Source organism: Kosakonia sp. AG348, assembly GCF_003337365.1.
In the GTDB taxonomy this organism is placed as follows: Bacteria; Pseudomonadota; Gammaproteobacteria; order Enterobacterales; family Enterobacteriaceae; genus Kosakonia.
In genome coordinates this window covers 16,314-39,770 of the sequence record NZ_QPJR01000003.1, presented here as the reverse complement: position 1 = coordinate 39,770, position 23,457 = coordinate 16,314, and the positions used below count along the sequence as shown (strand labels likewise).

Genomic DNA, 23,457 nt, shown 5'->3' with positions numbered 1-23,457 from the left:
TGAGTATCCCGGCGCGCTTACAAAAGTAAGCTACCAGCGTGCGCAACCGCAGCCAACAACGCGGCAACGTGAAGGGTGTTGAGTAGAGAGGAAATCCCCATGGATGTAAGAAGAAAACGCCACTGGTGGCAAAGCCCGCAACTCGCATGGGCGGCCATCACCGTTGTTGGCCTGTTGGTGGCTTACCTTGTCGTTATGATGTATGCCCAGGGGGAATACCTTTTCGCCATTACCACGCTCGTCCTCAGCTCGGCGGGCCTCTATATTTTCGCCAACCGTAAAGCTTATGCCTGGCGCTATGTTTACCCCGGCGTGGCAGGTATGGGGCTGTTTGTCCTGTTCCCGCTGGTTTGTACCATCGCCATCGCGTTTACCAACTACAGCAGCACTAACCAGCTCACTCAGGAGCGCGCGCAGCAGGTGCTGCTCGATCGTTCCTACCAGGCAGGCAAAGCGTATAACTTTGGGCTTTACCCGGCGGGAGATGCGTGGCAACTGGCACTGACTGACGGCGACAGCGGTAAAAACTACGTTTCCGATGCGTTCAAACCCGGCGGCGAGCAGCAACTGACGTTAAAAGAGGCTGACGCCCTGCCCGCTGGCGAGCGCGCCAACCTGCGCATCATCACGCAAAATCGCCAGGCGCTGAACCAGCTGACCGCCCTACTGCCGGATGGCAGCAAAGTGGCGATGAGTTCGCTGCGCCAGTTCTCCGGTACGCGCCCGCTGTATCAGCTTGAACAGGATGGCACGCTGCTCAACAACCAGAGCGGCGCGAAATACCGCCCGAACAATGAAATCGGCTACTTCCAGGTGATTAACGCCGATGGCAGTTGGGGCAGCGAAAAGCTCAGCCCCGGCTATACCGTGACCATCGGCTGGGATAACTTCACGCGCGTCTTTACCGATGAAGGCATTCAAAAACCGTTTATTGAGATCTTTATCTGGACAGTGGTGTTCTCGGTGCTGACCGTGGTTCTGACCGTTGCCGTGGGCATGGTGCTGGCCTGCGTCGTGCAATGGGAATCCCTGAAAGGCAAAGCGATTTATCGCGTGTTGTTAATTCTGCCGTATGCCGTACCGTCGTTTATCTCCATTTTGATCTTCAAAGGGTTGTTTAACCAGAGCTTTGGCGAGATCAACATGATGCTGAGCGCGCTGTTTGGCATTAAACCGGCCTGGTTTAGCGATCCCACCACCGCACGTTCAATGATCGTGATCGTCAACACCTGGCTCGGTTATCCGTACATGATGATCCTGTGCATGGGGCTGTTGAAAGCGATCCCTGACGATCTGTATGAAGCCTCGGCCATGGACGGTGCCGGACCGCTGCAAAACTTTTTCCGCATCACCTTCCCGCTGCTGATCAAGCCGCTGACGCCGCTGATGATCGCCAGCTTCGCGTTTAACTTTAACAACTTCGTGCTGATCCAACTGCTGACCAACGGCGGGCCGGATCGCATCGGCACCACCACGCCGGCCGGTTATACCGACTTGCTGGTGAGCTACACCTATCGCATCGCCTTTGAAGGCGGCGGTGGTCAGGACTTTGGGCTCGCTGCCGCTATTGCCACGCTGATTTTCCTGCTGGTAGGTGCGTTGGCTATCGTCAACCTGAAAGCTACGCGCATGAAATTCGATTAAGGAGGACGAAAATTATGGCTATGGTGCAGGCGAAATCGCAAAAGCTGCGGCTGTTTATCACCCATTTGTTATTGCTGGTGTTTATTGCCGCGATTATGTTCCCGCTGCTGATGGTGGTCGCCATTTCGCTGCGTGAAGGTAACTTCGCCACCGGCAGTTTAATTCCGGAAAATATCTCGTGGGAGCACTGGCGCCTCGCGCTGGGCTTTAGCGTCGAACACGCCGATGGCCGCGTCACGCCGCCGCCGTTCCCGGTGCTGCTGTGGCTGTGGAACTCGGTAAAAATCGCCGTGATCACCGCAGTCGGCATTGTGGCGCTCTCCACCACTTCTGCGTACGCCTTTGCCCGCATGCGCTTTCGCGGCAAAGCGACATTGCTGAAAGGGATGCTGATTTTCCAGATGTTCCCGGCGGTGCTGTCGCTGGTGGCGCTGTACGCGTTGTTTGACCGGCTCGGCCAGTACGTGCCGTTTATCGGCCTGAATACCCATGGCGGGGTGATCTTCGCTTATATGGGCGGGATCGCGCTGCATGTGTGGACGATCAAAGGTTATTTCGAAACGATCGACGGTTCGCTGGAAGAAGCCGCCTCGCTGGATGGCGCAACACCGTGGCAGGCGTTCCGCCTGGTGCTGCTGCCGCTGTCGGTGCCGATCCTGGCGGTGGTGTTTATTCTGTCGTTTATCGCCGCCATTACCGAAGTACCGGTTGCCTCGCTGCTGCTGCGCGATGTCAACAGTTACACGCTGGCGGTCGGGATGCAGCAATATCTCAACCCGCAAAACTACCTGTGGGGCGATTTTGCCGCGGCGGCGGTACTGTCCGCGATCCCAATTACGGTTGTCTTCCTGCTTGCGCAGCGCTGGCTGGTTAACGGCCTGACCGCAGGCGGTGTGAAAGGTTAATTTTCATTGTTGTTATTGCGCCTTAAATCGTTCGGGTTAGAGCAAGGCGGCGACTGCATGAATCCCCGGCAGCTGACTGAAGTCAGTGACCGGGGTGAGTAAAGGAAGCCAACGCAGCTATCACCCGAAAGATGACCGGCGTTGCCACTGCACCCTCAACTTGTATCACCCAACTTGTGAAGTCATTGGCGATCCCCGGATCGCCCTTTTTTTATTCACGCCTCAGCCGCTTCGAGTTACACAACCACAGCGTGATCACCAGCAACAGGATCGCCGCCGAGTAGATCAACACATCCATTGGCGACTGGTGATCGACGATGATCAACCGCACAATCGCGGTAATACCAATGTAGATAAAATAGCGCAGCGGGAAGTGAAACCCGGACTGAAAGTACTTCACAATCAGGGCGATAAATTCGAAATAGAGAAAATAAACCACCAGCCCTTCCACCAGCTCATATTTGCTGGTTTGCACCGGCGCGAACAGCACATCCGCCAGATGCAGTGTCTCTTTGCCCAGAAAGACAATCAAAATCAGACCGAGGCTGAGCAAACCAAGATTCAGCACGGTCTGCAATATGGTCGAAATAAATTCAACGCGTGGACGAGTTAGCGATGTCATAGCGGCACCTCATTACTGGTGAACAACGCTTTGTATATCGCAAAAATGTGATCTGGATCTACATTATTTGCTTATATTTTGTGACACCACGTGATGACATGTTGCACAGACATGTCCACGCAGGAGACGAAAAAGAGCATGCTTACCGTACATAAAGCTGAAATCGCGGACGCCGCGTTACTGAGTGAAATGGGCTACGCCAGTTATCGCCATCATTTTGCCCCTCTGTGGCGCGAACCGGCCGAGCTGGAGGCATTTCTCCGCCAGGAGTATTCCCCGGCAGTAATCGAGCAGAGCCTGCAAAGCGAAGCGGGCAGCTGGTTTATCGCGCAGAATGCTGCGCCTGTCGGTTTCGCTAAAGTCTCCTGGCACCGCGCGGTCGACGAGCACGGCCCGGCGGGTACGCTGCTGCACAAACTCTATCTTCTTCCGGGCGCAACGCGTAAAGGCTACGGCGAGCAACTGCTGGCAGAAATAGAACGCCTGGCGCAACAGCGTGGTGAGCGGTTTATCTGGCTGGAAGTGCTGGACGCCAACCCGAACGCGCGGCGCTTTTACCACCGGCTGGGATTCACGCATCTCAAAGACACACTATTCAGTACCGCGTCGCAGCAAAGTACGCTGCATATTCTGGGCAAACCGCTTTAAGGAGGGAGGATGGCAAGCGCCGCTTTGCGCCAAACCGCCGTACGCAATGTGACCTGCGGCGAAAACGTGGTGATTTATGAACCCGCGAATTTATACGACTGCACGCTGGCGGACGATGTGTTTGTCGGCCCGTTTGTCGAAATCCAGGGGCATACCCAGATCGGTAAAGGTTCGAAGATCCAGTCGCACAGCTTTATTTGCGAATATGTCACCATTGGTGAGCGCTGCTTTATCGGTCACGGCGTGATGTTTGCCAACGATATGTTTCGCGACGGCAAACCGGACCCCGACAGCAACAACTGGGGGCGCATCATGATTGGTAATGACGTGTCGATTGGCAGCGGCGCGACGATTCTGGCAGTGACTATTGCCGATGGCTGTGTGATAGGCGCGGGCAGCGTGGTGACCAAATCGATCAGCGAGAAAGGGGTGTATGCGGGAAATCCGGCGCGGCTGTTGCGCCGGTTATAAATGCAACTTTCTCTCCCCGGATGGGGAAAGAAATAGGGTTGAAGATGGAGAAAGACAGGCCTTGCGGCCATTCTCTCCCCACACGGGGAGAGAAACAGGGTTGAAAATGGAGAAAGACAGACCTTACGGCCATTCTCTCCCCGCACGGGGAGAGAAACAGGGTTGAAGATGGGTAAAGACAGGCCTTGCGGCCATTCTCTCCCCACACGGGGAGAGAAACAGGGTTGAAAATGGAAAAAGACAGACCTTACGGCCATTCTCTCCCCACACGGGGAGAGAAACAGGGTTGAAGATGGGTAAAGACAGGCCTTGCGGCTATTCTCTCCCCGCACGGGGAGAGAGAAGGCTTACTGGAAGTTGACCGTCTTATCGTTGGTCATGTTGTAAAGCTCAAACTTACGGCCCAGCATCTGACCACCGTCACGCGTCAGCGGCGTCCAGCCAACGCCAGCGCGGCTGCGGGTCGGTCCGGTGCTGAACAGATCCAGCGGAACCGAAATGTAGACCCCTTTGGTGAAGTCCCCTTCCCCGTACTGCGCGGCTGAAACGTTGGTTTTGGTGGCATACGCGCCCACCACAATCCCGCTGTCGAAGTGCTTCGACACATCCAGCGTGACGCCTTTATCGCCCGCCAGATATTGACCGACGCTGGCTTTCACCAGCACATTTTCGGCAAACCACGGCGTCCAGTAAGCAGTGAAGTGGCCGGTTTTAACGCTGTAATCGGTGAATTTCATCATGTCCTGCGCACTGCGCCAGTCACGCTGTTTCACGTAGTTGCCGTCAATACCAAACGCCCAGTGGCTATCAACCGGACGCCACAACAGTTCGGCACCGGCACCGCCGTACATGGTTTCCAGATACCCGGCATACACCTGGCCATAGAAATTATTGCCCAGGTACTGGAAGTAGTTCGCCTGCATGTTGTTGACGTAAATATCGTTCTGCACATATTCACGCACGCGGGTACGCACACGCGGCAAGGCGGTGTCTCTCGGCGGGTTGGTGTAGTTAAACTTGTCATAGTTATTGGTCAGGTTGCCAAACAGGCTACCGGTGGTCAGCAGGTGATCCGTGAGCCACCAGTCGGCAGTGGCCATCACGCCAAGCTGGTACATGTAGAAAGCTTCCGGCCCGCCGAATGACTGGTTAAGCACCGGATCGATGTGGAAATCGAACGAGGATTTATCGATATACCAGCCCTGCTCCGGTTTATCCGGCACGATAGGCGTTTCGCGTTTTTGCACCAGTTCCGTATCCTGCCCCAGCGGTTCGCCTTCAAGATGGCGCTTCAGGCTGGCAACATCCGTTTCGGTGGTGACAACCGGCATATTGAGGCGGTTTTCCGTCACGCGAATAGTGCGAATGCCATCCGGCAAATCATTCATGATGATGCGATTCGCGCGCTCAACCCCTTCCTGGGTATTGCGGTATTTCACCTGCTCGCCGGTGACATACAGCGTGTCACCTTTCACCTGAATTTGCGGATCGGTAAGCCCGGCGTTGTATTTCAGTAAGGTCAGCTGATTCGCCACCACCGAATGCTGGAGGATCGCATCTTGCGGCTGTGGCTGATATTTTGGCCGCGCGTTGTCGATATACGATGGGCGCAGATCGCTGAAGTTGTTACGCAGGGTAAAGCCGAACATCCAGGTATTCCCGCGCTCATAGCTCAGGTTGATGTCCGCCCAGTCGGTAACGCGGTAAATCGCGCCAACGTTGACTTTGCTGCGCTGCGGCAGTTTACCGGCGAAGTCCTGCTGGTAGTTGTTCCCTTCATACTCCAGTTTCAGGCGCAGCGGGTTCCACGGCGTCTGGTACTCCACCCCGCCAAACAGCGCGGTCGGGCCACGGAACATCTGGCTGGTATCCGTGGAGCCAGCGGCTTTGTAACGGGTGTCGCGCGTACAATATTTCTCGTCGTAGGAGCAGAGCGGGTTTTTGATATTACCGCTGGTGCCAAGGTAGCCCCAACCGATACCCAGCGAGAAATCGAACGGCCCCCAGGCTTTGTCCGCCACCAGATATTCGCCGTCGAACAGCCCGGTACCGCCAATATCGCGCGCGCCCACGGAAACTTCCGGCAGCCAGTAGCCTTCTTGCCACAGGCGCAGTTTTAAATCGAAGGCTTTATCTTTGTAGGACTGATTGCCCGAGAAGGCTTCTACCGAACTGTATTTCCGCGTCCGCACATCGGTGTAGCGCAGCGTTGTTTCCAGCCACGGGAAGAGCTGCACCGAACCGGAGTAGTAGCGGTACTGATTGTTATCGCGGTAGTTAAAGCTCAGTTCACCCTCGCGCGACATCCGCGCGGTGGGCGTTTGCAGCAGGCCGACGCCGCCGAAGTCCGACTGCGATGGGCCAATCGGTTCCGGGTACGATTCTGCGTGACAGGCGGCGCTAATCCCCAGCGCCAACAGGCTAATGACAAACGATTTTTTCATTATTATTCCGGTATCCGATGCGTCAGGGACTGAAGAATGTCGGCATTCAGCTCGTCATACTCGTTGCTCCACAAACCCGGTGCGAAACCGACAAAAATCACGCTGCCGGGCATCGGCTCCACGTGGCGTCGGTTCCAGTAGCCAACCGGTACCTTTTGCGTTTTGCCGTTGGGGTAAATCACCCAGGCATAGCTGCGTTCCGCACCGCTCAGCAGGCTCATCTCATCCAGATAGCTCACCACATCGCGTCCCGGCGTGAACACTTTTTTGCCCGGGCTGCTGATAAGCCCAACCACGGTGATGGTGGTCGGCTGCGAGCCAACCCATAAGGTGTACTGCCCTTCTAATGGCCGGTTGGCGAGGCGGTGGGTACGCAGGTAATCCGGATCCAGCTCAACGATTTGTCGACCGGTGACCTTCATCGCCTGCAACTGCTGACGCAGCGCGTTGATCGCCGCGGCGCTGTTGCCGCTCTCATCGGCGGCAAGTGCGCTAAGCCGCGCAAGAAGTGCCTGATGGCGAGCCTGTTCGGCAATCGTCGCCTGCCGTTCACTAACTACCGCGCCGGGCCACCAGCTATTCGCCAGACGAGGCTGCCCGACCAGATCCACCAGGTGTGCGGCGTTGGTTAAGGTTTTCGGCTTGCTATCGCCCTCGGTATAGACATCAACAGTGCCGACAGCGAACGCCAGCGGGGAAGCGAGGCTGGCTAACAGCGGAAGAAGAGCGCGTTTTTTCATTATTTCGCCGCCTTAATCAGGGTGGTTTTCACCGGGAACCAGTCCGCGCCAAGGTACTGCTCGGATTGCCGGATAACCCCTTGTTCATCCACCCAATAGCGGTTGCGCCAGCGTTTCTGGTCGGTCGTCACCTCTTCATCAAGGATGCGTACTGCGGTGATGTCGCTCGCCAGCTTCACCGTGTCGGTGCCATTCCAGCGGAAGACAGAACGGGCGGTGGCGTAGCGCACCTGCTTGTGTTCCGTCCAGCCCATTAAGCGTGTCCAGCTCGCGCCATCGACAATCTGGTTCGGTTTCGCCAGCGGATCTGCCGCCAGGTTATTAACATCCAGCAGGTTGTCGCCAGGCAGATGCGTTTTCACGATGCGATAGTTTTGCGTGACGATGGTGGACTGATCCTGCGTCACCCATTTCTGCTGCCCGTTTTCGGCGAAAGCGAGCACCACAAACAGTTGTGGGCCGTTGTTGAGCTGCATGTACTGGCTGGCATACGGCATATTGAGAATTTCTTCATCCGTGAGCTGCACGCCCGGCATACCAAATACGCTGTTCCAGAGTGAATTCCCGAGGCCTTTGATGGGGCCTGAACATGCCTGAAGGAGCAGGCAAATCAAGATGATACCAGGTCGCTTCACGACTCTTCTCCGAAAGGGGCGGAATAACCACACCGAAGTGTGGTTATAGTTAATGTACCCGCTATTACTGGGTACTTGTGGTCGTGGTGGTCGTGGTTCCCGTGTTGGAGCCATCACCGCCACCGGTTGCCGCCAGCGCGACACCCACCGCAGACCCTACGGTGCTAACGCTCGTTGCTGCGGAGCTACCCGCAGAAACAGAGGTCGCTGCCGACCCTGCCGCTTCACCGATTTGCACCGGTGCTGCAAAAGCAGAAGTCGCCGCAAGCGCGGATATGGCAAAAATGCCATACAGGACTTTTTTCATATCAATTTCCCTTCATTGAATGAATGGAGATTTACCTGAAAGAATTCAGGCGATATCGAGTATACACAACTACAGCAGAGGGTTTACGCATCGGGAAATAGCGGGGAACGTTTTCGGAAAATTGGTATCAGGCATTTAAAAAGAGAAGACAAAAATCAAAAATCGCATATCTTTCAATCAATTAAATAATGACAAAATATTGACACAATAAGGCTAGTCCTAAAATTTATAGCCGCCGCTTATCCACCTGTAGCGTTTTTCAGATAAACCTGATGATAGATATAGAAACAGCGAACCAGGAATAATCCCCGTAATTTAGCTTTAAAATATCGATATCGGAATTGCTTATATATATCGGGCGAAATCCTCGCGCAATATAACCTTGCAGGAATAAATATAATCGGTAAAAAAAAGCGCCGCCGAAGCGACGCTTATGTGGCTTAACCGCGCCAGGATTTGTAGCGGTTAATCAGACCATTGGTTGAGCTGTCGTGGCTGGAGATGGATTTGTCATCGCCCAGCTCCGGCAGAATGCGGTTCGCCAGCTGTTTACCCAGTTCCACACCCCACTGGTCAAAAGTGAAGATGTTAAGGATTGCGCCCTGGGTGAAGATTTTGTGCTCGTACAGCGCAATCAGCGCGCCCAGGCTAAACGGGGTGATTTCGCGCAGCAGAATAGAGTTAGTCGGGCGGTTGCCTTCAAACACTTTGAACGGCACAACGTGGTTAAGCGTTGCCGGATCTTTACCCTGATCGCGATATTCCTGCTCGACCACCTCGCGGGATTTACCGAACGCCAACGCTTCGGTCTGCGCAAAGAAGTTCGACAGCAGTTTCTGGTGGTGATCGGAAAGCGCGTTATGGGTGATAGCCGGCGCGATGAAATCACACGGAACCATTTTGGTGCCCTGGTGAATCAGCTGATAGAACGCGTGCTGACCGTTGGTGCCCGGCTCACCCCAGATGATCGGGCCAGTCTGGTAATCCACCGCGTTGCCGTTACGGTCAACGTATTTACCGTTGGACTCCATATTGCCCTGCTGGAAGTAAGCGGCAAAACGGTGCATGTACTGGTCGTACGGCAGAATCGCTTCGGTTTCAGCGCCGAAGAAGTTGTTGTACCAGATACCAATCAGCGCCAGCAGCACCGGCAGGTTTTTATCAAGCTCAGTGGTGGAGAAGTGCTTGTCCATCGCGTGCGCGCCGGAGAGCAGCTCAACAAAGTTGTCGTAACCGACGGAGAGGATGATAGACAGGCCAATCGCCGACCACAGAGAGTAGCGGCCGCCAACCCAATCCCAGAATTCAAACATGTTCGCGGTGTCGATGCCGAACTCACCCACCGCTTTCGCGTTGGTGGAGAGCGCCGCGAAGTGTTTCGCCACGTGTTTATTGTCACCGGCGGTTTTCAGGAACCAGTCGCGCGCGCTGTGGGCGTTGGTCATGGTTTCCTGGGTGGTAAAGGTTTTGGACGCCACGAGGAACAGCGTGGTTTCCGGGTTCACTTTTTTCAGCACTTCGGCGATGTGTGTACCATCGACGTTAGAGACGAAATGCATGTTCAGGTGGTTTTTGTACGGGCGCAGCGCTTCGGTCACCATGAAAGGGCCGAGGTCGGAACCGCCGATACCGATGTTCACCACGTCGGTGATCGGTTTACCGGTGTAACCTTTCCAGCTACCTGAAATGATCGCTTCAGAGAAGGCTTTCATCTTCTCCAGCACCGCGTTGACTTCCGGCATTACATCTTTGCCATCCACCATAATCGGCGTATTGCTACGGTTACGCAGCGCGACATGCAGCACGGCGCGATCTTCGGTGCGGTTAATTTTCTCACCGGAGAACATGGATTTGATCGCACCCGCCAGATCGGTCTCTTTGGCCAGTGCCAGCAGTTTGTCCAGCGTCTCTTGCGTGATGCGGTTTTTGGAGAAATCCACCAGCATCAGGTCGTCGAAGGTTGCGGAGAATTTGCTAAAGCGGTCGCCCTCTTTCGCGAACAGATCCGCGATAGTGACGTCCTTCATGTCAGCGTAGTGTTTCTGTAATGCCTGCCAGGCAGATGTCTGCGTTGGATTGATGTTTTTCATAGCAATACTCTTCTGATTTGAGAATTGTGACTGCCGTCGATTGTAGCGCCTGCCGGGGAAAATTGTGATGGTTTTTGTGCCGGCTCGCCGTACACGCGGGCGAATAACGACCAAAAATCGCCGAATTTGAGCACAACATAAGTCATTTTACTGACGACCAATGCAGCATGAAAAATCCGCATAATCCCGTCGTTGACAGCATGCCCGCTAACCCTTTATTTATAAACGCACTACCCGCGCATGCGCGGGTTTGCATTACCAAAGCATTTCGCGTTGCAGCAAGGCGGCAACTGAGCACATTTCCGGGAACTTACATAAGTCAGTGACGGGGTAAGTGAAAGCAGCCAGCACCGCTGCGGCGTGAAAGGCGAAGGTAATCCTTACCAAAGCATTTCACGTTGCAGCAAGGCGGCAACTGAGCGCATCCCCGGGAGCTTACACAAGTCAGTGACGGGGTAAGTGAAGGCAACCAACACCGATGCGGCGTGAAGGCGAAGGTAATCCTTACCAAAGCATTTCACGTTGCAGCAAGGCGGCAACTGAGCACATCCCCGGGAACTTACATAAGTCAGTGACGGGGTAAGTGAAAGCAGCCAGCACCGATGCGGCGTGAAGGCGAAGGTAATCCTTACCAAAGCATTTCACGTTGCAGCAAGGCGGCAACTGAGCGCATCCCCGGGAGCTTACACAAGTAAGTGACCGGGGTAAGTGAAGGCAGCCAACACCGCTGCAGCGTGAAAGGCAAAGGTAAACATTGCCAGAAGAGGCGCGTTACCCAGGCACACGGTGTTCGAAGCGCCAGGCTGATGAAAACACCTGAGGGGGAGTAACGCCGAGATAACAAAACGCCTGGCAGCGTGCGTTATCGGCTACAGGGGCTGAATCCCCTGGGTTGTCACCAGAAGCGTTCGCAGTCGAACGTTTCATGTCCGCAGACGTTACGGAAAGCGGGCAGACAAGGTGGAGCACTTCTGGGGAAATCGTAGCTGTTTATCGCTCTGCGCCCACCCCGTTTTTCGCTCTTTCCTTGTGCCATGGCTGAATAGAGAATCCCCTGACACGAGGTTGTTATGACTAGTTTCGTTGTCGCCAAATTTGGCGGCACCAGCGTTGCCGATTTTGATGCCATGAACCGCAGTGCGGACGTGGTGCTTTCCGATACCAGCGTCCGTCTGGTGGTGCTTTCCGCTTCCGCAGGGGTAACCAATCTGCTGGTTGCGCTGGCCGAAGGGCTGGAAGCCAGCGAGCGTTTCGTCAAGCTCGACGCTATCCGCAAAATTCAGTTCGATATTCTGGAACGCCTGGCGAACCCGGCGGTGATCCGCGAAGAGATCGAGCGCCTGCTGGAAAATATCACCACGCTTGCCGAAGCCGCATCGCTGGCGACATCCACCGCGCTGACCGACGAACTGGTCAGTCATGGTGAGCTGATGTCGACACTGCTGTTTGTGGAAGTGCTGCGCGAACGCAACGTACAGGCACAGTGGTTTGATGTACGCAAAGTGATGCGCACCAGCGACCGTTTTGGCCGCGCTGAACCGGATGTCGCCGCACTGGCGGAACTTGCCGGGCAGCAACTCGCGCCGCGTCTGAATGAAGGGCTGGTGATCACCCAGGGCTTTATCGGTAGCGAAGCCAAAGGCCGTACCACCACGCTTGGTCGCGGCGGCAGCGATTATACCGCCGCGCTGCTGGGCGAAGCGCTGCATGCCTCACGCGTGGATATCTGGACCGATGTTCCGGGCATTTACACCACCGACCCGCGCGTGGTGCCCGCCGCGAAACGCATTGACGAGATCGCCTTTGAAGAAGCGGCAGAGATGGCGACTTTTGGCGCGAAAGTGCTGCACCCCGCCACGCTGTTGCCCGCAGTACGCAGCGACATTCCGGTTTTTGTCGGCTCCAGCAGAGATCCGAAAGCCGGTGGCACGCTGGTGTGCAACAACACCAGCAACCCGCCGCTGTTCCGCGCACTGGCGCTGCGCCGCAAGCAGACCCTGCTCACACTGCACAGCCTGAACATGCTGCACTCACGCGGTTTTCTTGCCGAAGTGTTTGGCATCCTGGCGCGTCACAATATCTCGGTTGATTTGATCACCACCTCGGAAGTGAGCGTAGCGCTGACGCTGGACACCACCGGTTCAACGTCAACCGGCGACACCTTATTAACCCAGGCGCTGCTGACCGAGCTTTCTTCTCTGTGCCGGGTGGAAGTGGAAGAAGACTTAGCGCTGGTGGCGATTATCGGCAACGATTTGTCGAAAGCCTGCGGCGTGGGTAAAGAGGTGTTTGGCGTGCTGGACCCGTTTAATATCCGCATGATTTGCTATGGCGCATCCAGCCATAACCTCTGCTTCCTTGTACCCGGAAAAGAGGCCGAGCAAGTGGTGCAAAAACTGCATCATAACTTGTTTGAGTAATTCCTCCCCGTTTGCGGATGAGAGCAAAAAGCCCGGCGAATCACCGGGCTTTTTTCTTATGCCATCACCGTCTGGTACAGCAACGCGTCGAGATCGCTGACTTTGCCGCTGCGGCTTTCCGGCAGCGCATCTGCGATTTCGCCGCGCGCCAGCTCATCGCCGATAAATGCATGCATCAGCGGACGTTGCGCACCGTATTGCGCTTCGCCTGCCCGTTGCTTTAACGCCAGCAGCTCATCAATTTCCGCCCGTAATGGCGCGTCAAGATCGCTGCCTGCCAGCAACGAAGCGAAACGCATTGGCGGCATGCCTTTACCCGCTTCTATCCAGCGCACCGCCAGCAGCGGACGCAGCACGTAAAAGTACTTTTTCAGCCGAACCTGTTCACCCTGCAAATAGCCGCGAAAGTTCTTTTTCGCCATCGAATAGTAGTGCCAGCGCGCTCTGACCGGCGAAAACCAGTGCGGCACCTGCACACGCAACGCGGCGAGCGTGGCATCATCCTGCTGGTAAACGATCGGGGAATCTAACCATTCGATTAAGGCCGGGTTAGCGCTTTTCAGCAACCCCAGCGCTTTGCGCCACTCCCACCCGCAAACGTCCAGCTCATCGTCTATCGGCAGTTCTATCACATCACGCTGCGGCTCGACGCGCAGATACCAGTCCGGTTGATGCACATACAGAAAGCGCACATCGTAATCGCTGTCCGGCGAAGCGAAACCCCAGCCGCGGCTACCGGATTCGCAGGCGTAGAGCACTTTCACGCCGTAGGTGTGTTCTACATCGTGTAACACCTGCCGCACGCGCCCACGCATGGCGACATCAACGCCTAAAGATTCCATGATTACTCTCCTTCTTATCCTTTCACACACACCACCTGCCGCAGGGTATGTACCACTTCCACCAGCGAGTCCTGCGCGGCCATCACCGCGTCGATATCTTTGTAAGCCATCGGGATCTCATCGATCACCTCGCTGTCTTTACGGCACTCTACATGCGCAGTGGCGCGTATTTGATCTTCCACGGTGAAGCGTTTTTTGGCCGCTGTACGGCTCATGGTGCGCCCTGCTCCGTGGCTGCATGAGCAGAAGCTCTCTTCATTTCCCAGCCCACGCACGATAAAACTTTTCGCGCCCATCGAGCCGGGAATAATCCCCACCTGCCCTTTTTGCGCGGAAACCGCGCCTTTACGCGTCACCAGCACCTCTTCACCAAAGTGCGTCTCTTTTTGCACATAGTTATGGTGGCAATTCACCGCTTCCTGCCGGGTGATAAACGGTTTGGTCACAATGCGCGACAGCGCCGCCAGTACGCGCGACATCATCACTTCACGGTTATGGCGGGCGAAATCCTGCGCCCACTCGACCGCTTCCAGATAGTCGTCGTAGTGCTTGCTGCCTTCCTGGAAATAGGCCAGGTTTCGGTCCGGCAAATTGGCGATATGCTGCTGCATATCCTGCTGCGCGAGCGTGATAAACACGTTACCGATGGCGTTACCCACGCCGCGCGAGCCGCTGTGCAACATCACCCACACGCGTTGCTGCTCATCCAGACACACTTCGATAAAGTGGTTACCGGTTCCCAACGTTCCCAAATGTTGATGGTTGTTGGTTTGCAACAAGCGCGGGTATTTATCCGTCAGGCGCTTAAAGCGCGGCGCAAGCAACGCCCAGTGGCTATCCACCTCTTGCGGCGGGTTTTCCCACGCGCCTTTATCACGTTTCGACCGGTTCACCGAACGTCCGTGCGGCACCGCCTGCTCAATGGCGCTGCGCAGCCCGCCGAGGTTATCCGGCAGATCCGCCGCCAGCAGCGAGGTGCGCACGGCAATCATGCCGCAGCCGATATCCACGCCAACCGCCGCCGGGATAATCGCCCCTTTAGTCGGGATAACGCTGCCGATGGTTGAACCTTTCCCCAGATGGACATCCGGCATCACGGCCAGGTGTTTGAAGATAAACGGCATTTTTGCCGTATTCAGCAACTGCTCACGCGCTTCGGGTTCCACCGGCACGCCGTGCGTCCACATTTTCACCGGCGCGCTGTTCTCCTGTGCCAGCAGTTGATAGTCGTTATGCTGCATCATGACTTCCTTTGATGTTAACAAGGCCGTGCAATACCTGGTCTAAGCCACCGAAGACCGAGATCTTATCGATGCGCTCCGCCACACGCTCCAGCGTTTCTAACTCTTTAAGTCGCAACGCCACCGGGTTGCTCTCCATCACTTTTGCCGTGTTCAGCAACGAACGGGTTGCTGCGGTCTCTTCACGACGGCGGATAACATTGGCCTGCGCTGATTTCTCCGCTTCCACTAAGCGCGACAGGATCGTTTTCATCTCACCCGGCAGGATGATGTCTTTCACCCCCAGCGACGCCACTTCAATACCAAATGCCGCCATGCTATTTGCCACCTGCACGCTCACTAACTCATCGATTACCTGCTTATCTTCCAGCAACTCATCCAGCGTGCGCGTGCCCACGGCTTCACGCAGGGCAAACTGCAATTCGCGGTAGAGGTGATCCAGCGGTTTGCTCAGTTGAGCAAAGGCGCTTAATACATCGGTGTAACGCCAGTTCGCCGCCAGGTTCAGCCGTAAGGTGACTTTATCTTTGGTCAGGATCTCCTGGCCGCTCACTTCCAGTACTTGCAGGCGTAAGTCCACCACTTCGGCTTCCACCAGATGGTTTACTTTCCAGTAGCCGCTCAATCCCGCCGGTAACAGCGCCTGCGTCACGCCATCGACTTTTAAAACGCCCGCGTGCCAGGCCGGAACCTGCACCGCCAGGATCGCGTCGCGACCTTTTACCGTTACGCTGCGTTTGGGTTGCGCCACGGCGTTAAGGATCTCCGTGGGGACCTGTACATCGCGGGTATCGATGCGTACCAGTTTCAGCGCGTCATCCGCTTGCCAGTAAAGACGGCGCGTTGAAGGCGGCAGGATCTCCAGCAGCATGCCGTTGAGATAAAGCGCACCGGCCTCGTTATCTGCCATATCGGCCACCAGGCAGTAACGCTCCACCCACTGCGGCTGGAAGCGGCGCAAATACTCCGCCAGACCAGCAGCCACTTCGCTGCCATCGGTATTCACCACCAGCACGTCGGGTTTGTTGAACCACAGCAGGCGGTGCTCACCGGTTTCCAGAACCTGAATGTAGTCACCCTCTTTTGCCAGTAAACCTAATTGACCTTTACGTATTGTGATTTTGTTGGTCATAACGATCTCCTTAAATAGTTAGCCTTAACGACCGCGGATGCAGGGGCGAAACCGCAGGGGAAACAACGTTTTGCCTGCCGTCCGGCGCCGTTACCGGCGGTCGTTGGGGGTAATCGTCAACAGCCCGACTACCGGGATACTGCCTGTTTATCTCCACAGATAAGGTGGCGAATCCGGGATTCGAACCCGAAAAAGAACCGACTTTTCGCAAGTGTCTTTCCACTGACGGAACGCCCCCCGGAAAACGTCTCGTGCCGTTCCTGGTGCGCCGGCGGGGTGCGTAACCCCTGCTACCTCAGCGTGCTGACGTAATAGTTATTGCCAGAAGCGTGCCAGAATCCGAAAAAAGCAAATAAATTCTCTATCCACCTGAAAAATAATTATTTTATTTTTCACATGGTTTACTGGCATTGCGGCAGCGATGATTATTTTTTATCTTTTAATATCAATTTTTATCTTATGGGATAAACATGAAGCGTCGGGTGGTGATTGGTGTACTGGGAACGGTGCTGGATAAACGTGGTAAACGGCAAAACCGCTTTCGCAAATGGCGACCCACCGTGGGCTTATGCCAGCAGCCGGATTTCGCTGTCGACAGGCTTGAGCTGCTGCACCAGCCGCGCGATGAAGGGCTGGCGCAACAGACGGCGGAGGACATTGCCCTCGTCTCGCCACATACCGAGGTACGCAAACATGCGGTGATGATTAAAGATCCGTGGGATTTTGAAGAGGTGTATGCCGCGTTTCTCGATTTCGCTACCCGTTACCCGTTCGATACGGAAAATGAAGAGTACCTGGTGCATATCACCACCGGGACGCACGTCGCGCAGATCTGCTGGTTCCTGCTGACCGAAGCCCGTTATCTGCCCGCCAGCCTGTTGCAGACCGGCCCGGCGCCGAAAGGCGCTGCTGACGAAGCAATAGCTGCCGGCGTCTGTTCGGTTATCGATCTGGATTTAAGCCGTTACGCCACGCTGACCAGCCGTTTTCAGCGCGAACAGCAGCAGTCGGTGTCGTTTCTGAAATCCGGCATTGATACGCGTAATGCCACCTTTAACCGCTTAATCGAGCAAATCGAACGCGTATCGCTGCGCTCGACTGCGCCCATTCTGCTGACCGGGCCAACCGGTGCGGGAAAATCGTTTCTGGCAAAACGCATCTTTCAGTTACGCCAGTCCCGACATCTGGTGCAGGGGCGTCTGGTGGCGGTGAACTGCGCCACGCTGCGCGGTGATAATGCCATGTCGACGCTATTTGGCCATGTGAAAGGTGCATTCACCGGCGCGCAACAGGCACGTACCGGCCTGCTGCGCGAAGCCGATGGCGGCGTGCTGTTCCTCGATGAGATTGCCGAGCTGGGGCTGGATGAGCAGGCGATGCTGCTGAAAGCGATTGAAGAGAAGACTTTTTTCCCCTTTGGATCCGATAAAGAAGTGCACAGTGATTTTCAACTGATTGCGGGCACGCACCGGAATATGCAGCAGTGGGTGGCGGAAGGACGTTTCAGGGAAGATCTCTTTGCGCGTATCAATATGTGGACGTTCGCGCTGCCGGGTCTGGCGGAGCGGCGGGAAGATATCGCCCCGAACATTGAGTATGAACTCCAGCGTTTTTCACAGCAGCAGCAGACGCAAATCCGCTTTGATAAGGGCGCACGCGAGCGCTATCTGGACTTCGCCTGTTCTCCCCACGCGGCGTGGCGCGGCAACTTTCGCGAACTGAGCACGTCAGTCGCGCGAATGGCAACGCTGGCGGAACAGGGGCGGATTAACGACGCGTTAGTCGAAGAGGAGGTGCAGCGTTTAGCGCATCACTGGCGTGGGGAATCAGCATTGCCTGACTTGCCGGTGGATATCAGCAAGCTGGATCTGTTCGATCAACGCCAGTTAGAAACGGTGATTGCCGTCTGTCGGCGCAGCCAGACGCTTTCAGAAGCAGGGCGTGAATTGTTCGCCATTTCCCGGCAGAAAAAGGCCAACCCGAATGATGCGGATCGTCTGCGCAAATACCTGGCCCGCTTCGGGCTGAGCTGGGAAAGCGTACGCGGCGCAACATAAAAGATCTTCATCATAATTTGTTTGAATAATATTCCTTAGCGCGATAAACAATACCAATGGTCGGGCTCGATCCCCTCCTTAAATACCCTCATTCATTCGGGTTGCAGAACCGTTGCGAACAGCGCTCATCCCCGGGGTGAGACTGCCAGGTTACCGGTGCAGAAATTACGGACGCTATTGGCTTCGCCAGCGCACCTGTAGCCTGAAGAGTGAAGGGTAATAAAAACACAACAATCGCAAGGAATCCCCACATGCTCGCAACTTTCACGCGGCTGTTCCCGTTATGGGCGCTGCTGCTCTCGGTATTCGCCTATTATTTCCCGCCAACGTTTATCGCCATTGGGCCGTGGATTACCACGCTGCTGATGCTGATTATGTTTGGCATGGGCGTGCACTTAAAAATTGATGACTTCAAACGCGTCCTGTCACGCCCGGCTCCGGTTGCTGCCGGTATTTTCCTGCACTATCTGGTGATGCCGCTGGCGGCATGGCTACTGGCGCTGATTTTTAAGATGCCGCCGGATCTCTCCGCCGGGATGGTACTGGTCGGTAGCGTCGCCAGCGGAACGGCATCAAACGTGATGATTTATCTGGCAAAAGGTGATGTCGCGCTGTCGGTCACCATCTCTTCGGTTTCTACGCTGGTGGGCGTTGTCGCCACGCCGCTGCTGACGCGTCTGTATGTCGATGCGCATATTCAGGTCGATGTGATGGGCATGCTGTTAAGCATCCTGCAGATTGTGGTGATCCCGATTGCGTTGGGGCTAGTTGTGCACCACCTGTTCCCGCGCGTGGTTAACGCGCTGGAGCCCTGGCTGCCCGCGTTTTCCATGGTCTGTATTCTGGCGATCATTAGCGCCGTGGTCGCCGGTTCCGCGAACTACATCGCCTCTGTTGGCCTGGTGGTGATTGTCGCGGTGATCCTGCACAACAGCATTGGTCTGCTCGGTGGCTACTGGGGCGGTCGTCTGTTCGGCTTTGATGAATCCACTTGCCGCACGCTGGCGATTGAAGTGGGTATGCAGAACTCAGGCCTCGCTGCGGCGTTGGGTAAAATCTACTTCTCACCGCTCGCCGCGCTGCCTGGCGCACTGTTCTCCGTGTGGCATAACCTTTCCGGTTCGCTGCTGGCAGGCTACTGGTCGGGCAAACCGGTCGACGGGCGTAAAACGGAAGCGGTGAAAGAGGGTTAACTTTACAAGAAATGGCTGCCGCCACAGCCATTTCACTCACCCCGCGATGTGATGGGCTGGCTCAATAAACACGTCGGTCGACACATTAAAGCGTTTCGCCAGCGCTCGGATATGGTCGACAGTCAGATTGCGTTCGCCATTAAGAATGCGGCTCACCAGGGAGCGCTGGCCGATTTCATCCCGAAACGAAGACTGATTTAATCCGTGCTGATCCATCAAAACCCGTAAAGCGGCAACGCCGCGTGGCAGTGCCGCGATACGCGCGTTAAACGCCGCCAGCTCCGGGTCGTTATTTTCATAGTGCTCTATTTTTGCGGTAAGCAGCGCGGCCAGGGAGCTATCCGGCGCATGCATGAGCAACCGTTCAACCATCTCCAGCGCTTGCTCATACTCCTCTTTGCCGGGGTTATTTCCCAAAAAAGGCACCAGTTTCACCAGCTCGTCAGCAGCCTTGATCGCATCCTCAATCATTCTTTGGTCTCCCGATAATGTCTTATCAATTTGTCATACTCGGCATGGGTCACGATATGTTTGACAAATATTTTTGCTGATTCAAAGTCTGCGAAAAACAGCACCCTCAAATGGTTGCCACCGACATTGATAACCCACCATTTATCCCTGTATATCATCTTGTCCAGGCTTGGGAACTCTTCTCGCAACGCGTCTGGATTCTGGTAAACAGTGCTTTTCAGGATTTTGTAAACCGCGTCCAGCGCAAGCGTGTGGTTTGGAAAATCTTTAGCCGCGTTATCGAACGGCCTCCTTGATATAACGTGCATCGCTCCCTCACACGTTCCATTATGGAAACATCATAACTGCCCTTGAATGTGTTGACAAGATGGAAACATTAGCCGTATTTACCGACTTAAACCTCTTACCGTAAGTGCGTCACCCTATAGGGCAATACAGGAAAGTCACCCGCCCAAAAACAAATCTGCGAAGCGCCTTCCGGGGTTTATGCATCACCACGCAGACATGCCCCTTTACATCGCGTAGACTCGATACACTTCCCAAGGAGAACGCTTTATGGCCCTGACCAGACTGACGCAAAAAGAGATGACGGAGAGTGAACAGCGGGAGCTGAAAACGCTGCTGGATCGCGCCCGTATCGCGCACGGACGCCCGCTCAGCAACGCTGAAGCTAATCATGTGAAGAAGGAGTACATCGATAAACTGATGGCGCAGCGCGAAGCGGCAGCGAAAAAAGCCCGCCAGATGAAGAAACAGCAGGCTTATAAACCGGATGAGAATGCCACATTTTCCTGGTCGGCAAACACCTCAACGCGTGGCAAGCGCTAACTAGCGCCCTTTCTTTTTCCTGCCCGGCTGGGTAAAGCGTTTCCCCGCCGGTTTCGCTCGGCTTTTCTCTTCGGGCTTCGCCACTTTTACTGCGGGCTTTTTCGCTGCCTGCGGTTTCGCTTTTGCTTTCGGCTTCGCTTCTGACGATGAGTTCTCAATCAGCTTAAACAGCGCAATCAGCTCGTCGTCGGTCAGATCACGCCACTCCCCCGGCGGCAAGCCAGTGAGACTGACGTTCATAATGCGCGTGCGTTCAAGTTTGGTGACTTCATAGCCAAAGTATTCACACATGCGGCGGATTTGGCGGTTCAGCCCCTGAACCAGCGTAATGCGGAAGGTAAATGGCGCTTCCCTTTTTACCTTGCACTTTTTGGTTTTGGTGCCGAGGATCGGCACGCCCGCGCTCATACCCTGCACAAATTCGTCAGTGACGGGCTTATTGACGGTCACCAGATACTCTTTCTCGTGATCGTTACCAGCGCGCAGGATTTTGTTCACTAAATCGCCGTGATTAGTGAGGAAAATCAGTCCCTGCGAATCTTTGTCCAGACGGCCGATGGGGAAGATACGGCTGCTGTGATTAACGAAATCAACAATATTGTCTTTTTCGCCATCTTCGGTGGTACTGACAATACCAACGGGTTTATTCAACGCGATAAACACCAGATCTTCGTCGTTTCTCGGCTCGATAAGTTGACCGTTCACTTTCACAACGTCTCCGGCAACCACCTGATCGCCGATCCCGGCGCGTTTACCATTAATAAAGACATTGCCTTGCTCAATATAACGGTCAGCCTCGCGGCGTGAGCAAATCCCGCTTTCGCTGATGTATTTGTTTAAACGTGTTGATTGGGTTGGCAGCATAAATTCTCCTGTAAAAGCGGAATATAACTGGCTTCGCCGGGAGAGAAAACCGGATTTTCGCCGCGCCAAATCAAATTTGTGCAGTTACGCAGTAAAAGTGTGGGTTTTAGCTACCGTGCCCGCAGGCACGGTACGCGGGTTAAGCGTCGTCACGCTCGTCGTCTTCATCCGGCTGCTCCAGCACGCTGTAGGCTACCGAGCAGAACAGGGAGTTAAGACGTTTCATGTCGCCCAGCAAACCGAGGTGCAGCGAGCTGGTTTCAATACTTTGCACGTTTTGTTGATGCAGGCGGTCAACGTGCGCATGCGAATAACGGCGGTTCATAATGCGAAAACGGTGTTTGCTGCGACGTAAACGCCGGGCGCTGGTCACGTCACTGGAGAAAAATACCGACATCGCCAGCTTCAGATTTCCCACCAGCCGTTCATGCAGCGCATCGAGTTCCTGCAAGCCTTCAACAGAGAAAGCGCGCCGCGCCGCCAGCGATTTGTCGGCGATTTCGCTGCCCATGCGCTCGACAATATCGGAGGCCTGCTCAAGGTTCAGCGACATCTCGATAATCTCCGCCCAGCGTTTCGACTCCTCTTCCGCCAGCTCCTCTTTCGGCATACGCGCCAGATAGAGCTTAATTGCGGTGTACAGCACGTTGATGTCATCGGCTTGCTTGCGCAGCTCCTTCTCCTGACGAGGCTGACCGTGCATGATTTTATGCAACCCTTCGAGCATCAACTCCATCGCATCGCCCATGCGCAAAGTTTCCCGCGCAGCATTGGCCAGCGCCAGCGTTGGCGTATCGAGTGCGGAACTGTCGAGGTGCTTTGGCTTAAGGCGTGTATCCAGCTCTGGCTCTTCACGAATGATCCGCTTACAAAACTGCGCCATTGGTCCGGCGAACGGCACCATCGCCAGGCAGCGGATCAGGTTGTAGAACACATGGAAATAGATCACCAGTTCCGCTTCCGGCAAGGGAAGTTTCTGCATTGACGTGGCAAGCACATGCACAAACGGCAGGATAATCAGGCTACCCACCAGCTTGAACAGCAAACTGCCAAGCGCCACGCGACGGGCGGCAGCGTTAGCGGCGCTGTTATTGAGCATCGCCAGCAGGCCGGAGCCGAGGTTGGCACCAATCACCAGACATAGCGCCACCGGGAAAGAGATAATCCCCGCTGTCACCAGCGTCGCTGTCAGCAGCACCGCCGCCAGGCTGGAGTAACTGATAATGGCGAACACCGCGCCAATCAGCGCATCAAGCATAATATCGCCGGTCAGCGAGGCGAAAATCACCTGCACGCCATTGGCCTGGGTGATCGGCGTAACCGCCTGCACAATCAGCTCCAGCGCCAGAAGAATCAACCCAAGGCCGATGCTGACGCGCCCAAGCTGGCCTTCGCGCGTCTGTTTACGCCCGAGGAAGAAAATGACACCAAGAAAAATCAACAGCGGTGATAACCAGGAGAGATCGAACGTCAGAATGCGCGCCATCAGTGCTGTCCCGACATCTGCGCCCAGCACAATCACCAGCGCCGGGGTGAGCGCCACTAAATCCTGGGCGACAAACGAGGTCACCAGCATGGTGGTGGCGTTACTGCTCTGCACCAGCGCAGTCACGCCGATACCCGCGCAGAAGGCGAGCGGTTTCCTTTCGACGCTACGGCTAAGAACGGTACGCAAACGGGCGCCAAAAACGCGCATCACACCGGTACGTACAATATGTGTGCCCCACACCAGCAGAGCCACGGCAGAAAGCAGATGAAGCAAAGTCAGCACAGAATCAGGTTCTCCTTATCGTTATGCGTTGCTCGTTACCGGGAAGATAACGTCAACATTATGAAGTAAGTATAAGGCGTCAATGCGAAGAAAAGCGCAGGGTGCCGGTTAAGCCCCCTGAGAGTTGTAAAC

At 55.3% G+C, this 23,457-nt stretch carries 21 protein-coding genes and 1 riboswitch; of the genes, 8 read left to right on the top strand and 13 right to left on the bottom strand.

Annotation, left to right across the window (positions count from 1 at the left end; all coding sequences use genetic code 11):
* The first annotated feature begins 99 nt into the window (after positions 1–99).
* Positions 100–1,644 carry a maltose ABC transporter permease MalF gene (gene malF, locus DFO56_RS07240; protein ID WP_020456106.1) on the top strand — a complete coding sequence of 515 codons (1,545 nt, stop codon included), beginning with the start codon at positions 100–102 and terminating at the stop codon, positions 1,642–1,644.
* Between the two features lie 14 nt (positions 1,645–1,658).
* Entirely contained in the window at positions 1,659–2,549 is an 891-nt protein-coding gene (gene malG / locus DFO56_RS07235; protein WP_017459427.1) for a maltose ABC transporter permease MalG, read from the top strand.
* A 211-nt stretch (positions 2,550–2,760) separates the two neighbouring features.
* Here malG and psiE read toward each other — a convergent pair whose 3' ends face one another.
* Positions 2,761–3,171 carry a phosphate-starvation-inducible protein PsiE gene (gene psiE, locus DFO56_RS07230; protein ID WP_020456105.1) on the bottom strand — a complete coding sequence of 137 codons (411 nt, stop codon included), beginning with the start codon at positions 3,169–3,171 and terminating at the stop codon, positions 2,761–2,763.
* Between the two features lie 138 nt (positions 3,172–3,309).
* Between psiE and DFO56_RS07225 the strand changes: the two genes are divergently transcribed.
* Both DFO56_RS07225 and DFO56_RS07220 read left to right on the top strand, forming a co-directional pair.
* Positions 3,310–3,819, top strand: coding sequence for a GNAT family N-acetyltransferase (locus DFO56_RS07225; protein ID WP_045511717.1), 510 nt, complete (start codon positions 3,310–3,312; stop codon positions 3,817–3,819).
* Positions 3,820–3,828: 9 nt separating this feature from the next.
* Complete coding sequence (locus DFO56_RS07220; RefSeq protein WP_045511715.1) at positions 3,829–4,290, top strand: acyltransferase; 462 nt, start codon at positions 3,829–3,831, stop codon at positions 4,288–4,290.
* Positions 4,291–4,637: 347 nt separating this feature from the next.
* On the opposite strand, the gene DFO56_RS07215 is transcribed toward DFO56_RS07220, so the two are convergent.
* The 5 genes from DFO56_RS07215 to pgi form a co-directional block, all read right to left on the bottom strand.
* Positions 4,638–6,734, bottom strand: coding sequence for a YjbH domain-containing protein (locus DFO56_RS07215; RefSeq protein WP_045511712.1), 2,097 nt, complete (start codon positions 6,732–6,734; stop codon positions 4,638–4,640).
* Between the two features lie 2 nt (positions 6,735–6,736).
* Positions 6,737–7,474: a capsule biosynthesis GfcC D2 domain-containing protein gene (locus tag DFO56_RS07210; protein ID WP_045511708.1), complete on the bottom strand. Its 738-nt coding sequence runs from the start codon at positions 7,472–7,474 to the stop codon at positions 6,737–6,739.
* Positions 7,474–8,109 carry a YjbF family lipoprotein gene (locus tag DFO56_RS07205; protein ID WP_045511704.1) on the bottom strand — a complete coding sequence of 212 codons (636 nt, stop codon included), beginning with the start codon at positions 8,107–8,109 and terminating at the stop codon, positions 7,474–7,476. Before DFO56_RS07205 ends, DFO56_RS07210 begins: the two co-directional genes overlap by 1 nt.
* Before the next feature lie 64 nt (positions 8,110–8,173).
* Positions 8,174–8,416, bottom strand: coding sequence for an exopolysaccharide production protein YjbE (gene yjbE / locus DFO56_RS07200; protein ID WP_007372406.1), 243 nt, complete (start codon positions 8,414–8,416; stop codon positions 8,174–8,176).
* 440 nt (positions 8,417–8,856) lie between these two features.
* Positions 8,857–10,506 (bottom strand): glucose-6-phosphate isomerase, encoded by a 1,650-nt coding sequence (gene pgi, locus DFO56_RS07195; RefSeq protein ID WP_045511699.1) that lies wholly within the window; start codon positions 10,504–10,506, stop codon positions 8,857–8,859.
* 753 nt (positions 10,507–11,259) lie between these two features.
* Positions 11,260–11,485, top strand: a riboswitch (Lysine riboswitch).
* Positions 11,486–11,576: 91 nt separating this feature from the next.
* Here pgi and lysC point away from each other — a divergent pair.
* Positions 11,577–12,926, top strand: coding sequence for a lysine-sensitive aspartokinase 3 (lysC, locus tag DFO56_RS07185; protein ID WP_045511697.1), 1,350 nt, complete (start codon positions 11,577–11,579; stop codon positions 12,924–12,926).
* Positions 12,927–12,982: 56 nt separating this feature from the next.
* Here lysC and DFO56_RS07180 read toward each other — a convergent pair whose 3' ends face one another.
* From DFO56_RS07180 to DFO56_RS07170, 3 genes are read right to left on the bottom strand one after another with little or no spacing between them, the layout of a single operon-like run.
* On the bottom strand, positions 12,983–13,768 hold the full coding sequence (locus DFO56_RS07180; protein ID WP_045511695.1) for a nucleotidyltransferase domain-containing protein: 786 nt from the start codon (positions 13,766–13,768) through the stop codon (positions 12,983–12,985).
* A 14-nt stretch (positions 13,769–13,782) separates the two neighbouring features.
* Entirely contained in the window at positions 13,783–15,009 is a 1,227-nt protein-coding gene (locus DFO56_RS07175; RefSeq protein WP_045511693.1) for an RtcB family protein, read from the bottom strand.
* Positions 14,999–16,141: a slipin family protein gene (locus DFO56_RS07170; RefSeq protein ID WP_045511691.1), complete on the bottom strand. Its 1,143-nt coding sequence runs from the start codon at positions 16,139–16,141 to the stop codon at positions 14,999–15,001. Before DFO56_RS07170 ends, DFO56_RS07175 begins: the two co-directional genes overlap by 11 nt.
* 470 nt (positions 16,142–16,611) lie before the next feature.
* Here DFO56_RS07170 and rtcR point away from each other — a divergent pair, with 470 nt between their 5' ends.
* Entirely contained in the window at positions 16,612–18,198 is a 1,587-nt protein-coding gene (gene rtcR / locus DFO56_RS07165) for an RNA repair transcriptional activator RtcR (protein WP_045511689.1), read from the top strand.
* 251 nt (positions 18,199–18,449) lie between these two features.
* On the top strand, positions 18,450–19,391 hold the full coding sequence (panS, locus tag DFO56_RS07160) for a ketopantoate/pantoate/pantothenate transporter PanS (RefSeq protein WP_045511687.1): 942 nt from the start codon (positions 18,450–18,452) through the stop codon (positions 19,389–19,391).
* Positions 19,392–19,427: 36 nt separating this feature from the next.
* Here panS and DFO56_RS07155 read toward each other — a convergent pair whose 3' ends face one another.
* Positions 19,428–19,862, bottom strand: coding sequence for a type II toxin-antitoxin system HigA family antitoxin (locus DFO56_RS07155; RefSeq protein ID WP_045511685.1), 435 nt, complete (start codon positions 19,860–19,862; stop codon positions 19,428–19,430).
* Positions 19,859–20,170, bottom strand: coding sequence for a type II toxin-antitoxin system HigB family toxin (locus DFO56_RS07150; protein ID WP_045511683.1), 312 nt, complete (start codon positions 20,168–20,170; stop codon positions 19,859–19,861). The genes DFO56_RS07155 and DFO56_RS07150 overlap by 4 nt, the downstream gene beginning before the upstream one ends.
* A gap of 247 nt (positions 20,171–20,417) precedes the next feature.
* Here DFO56_RS07150 and DFO56_RS07145 point away from each other — a divergent pair, with 247 nt between their 5' ends.
* Positions 20,418–20,690 (top strand): DUF3811 domain-containing protein, encoded by a 273-nt coding sequence (locus DFO56_RS07145; RefSeq protein WP_017459411.1) that lies wholly within the window; start codon positions 20,418–20,420, stop codon positions 20,688–20,690.
* On the opposite strand, the gene rluF is transcribed toward DFO56_RS07145, so the two are convergent.
* The gene (gene rluF / locus DFO56_RS07140; protein WP_045511681.1) at positions 20,691–21,554 is read right to left on the bottom strand and encodes a 23S rRNA pseudouridine(2604) synthase RluF; all 864 of its coding nucleotides are present in this window, start codon (positions 21,552–21,554) and stop codon (positions 20,691–20,693) included.
* A gap of 139 nt (positions 21,555–21,693) precedes the next feature.
* A complete protein-coding gene (locus tag DFO56_RS07135) occupies positions 21,694–23,325 on the bottom strand; it encodes a Na/Pi cotransporter family protein (protein ID WP_020456088.1) in 1,632 nt (543 codons plus the stop codon).
* Between the last annotated feature and the right edge of the window lie 132 nt (positions 23,326–23,457).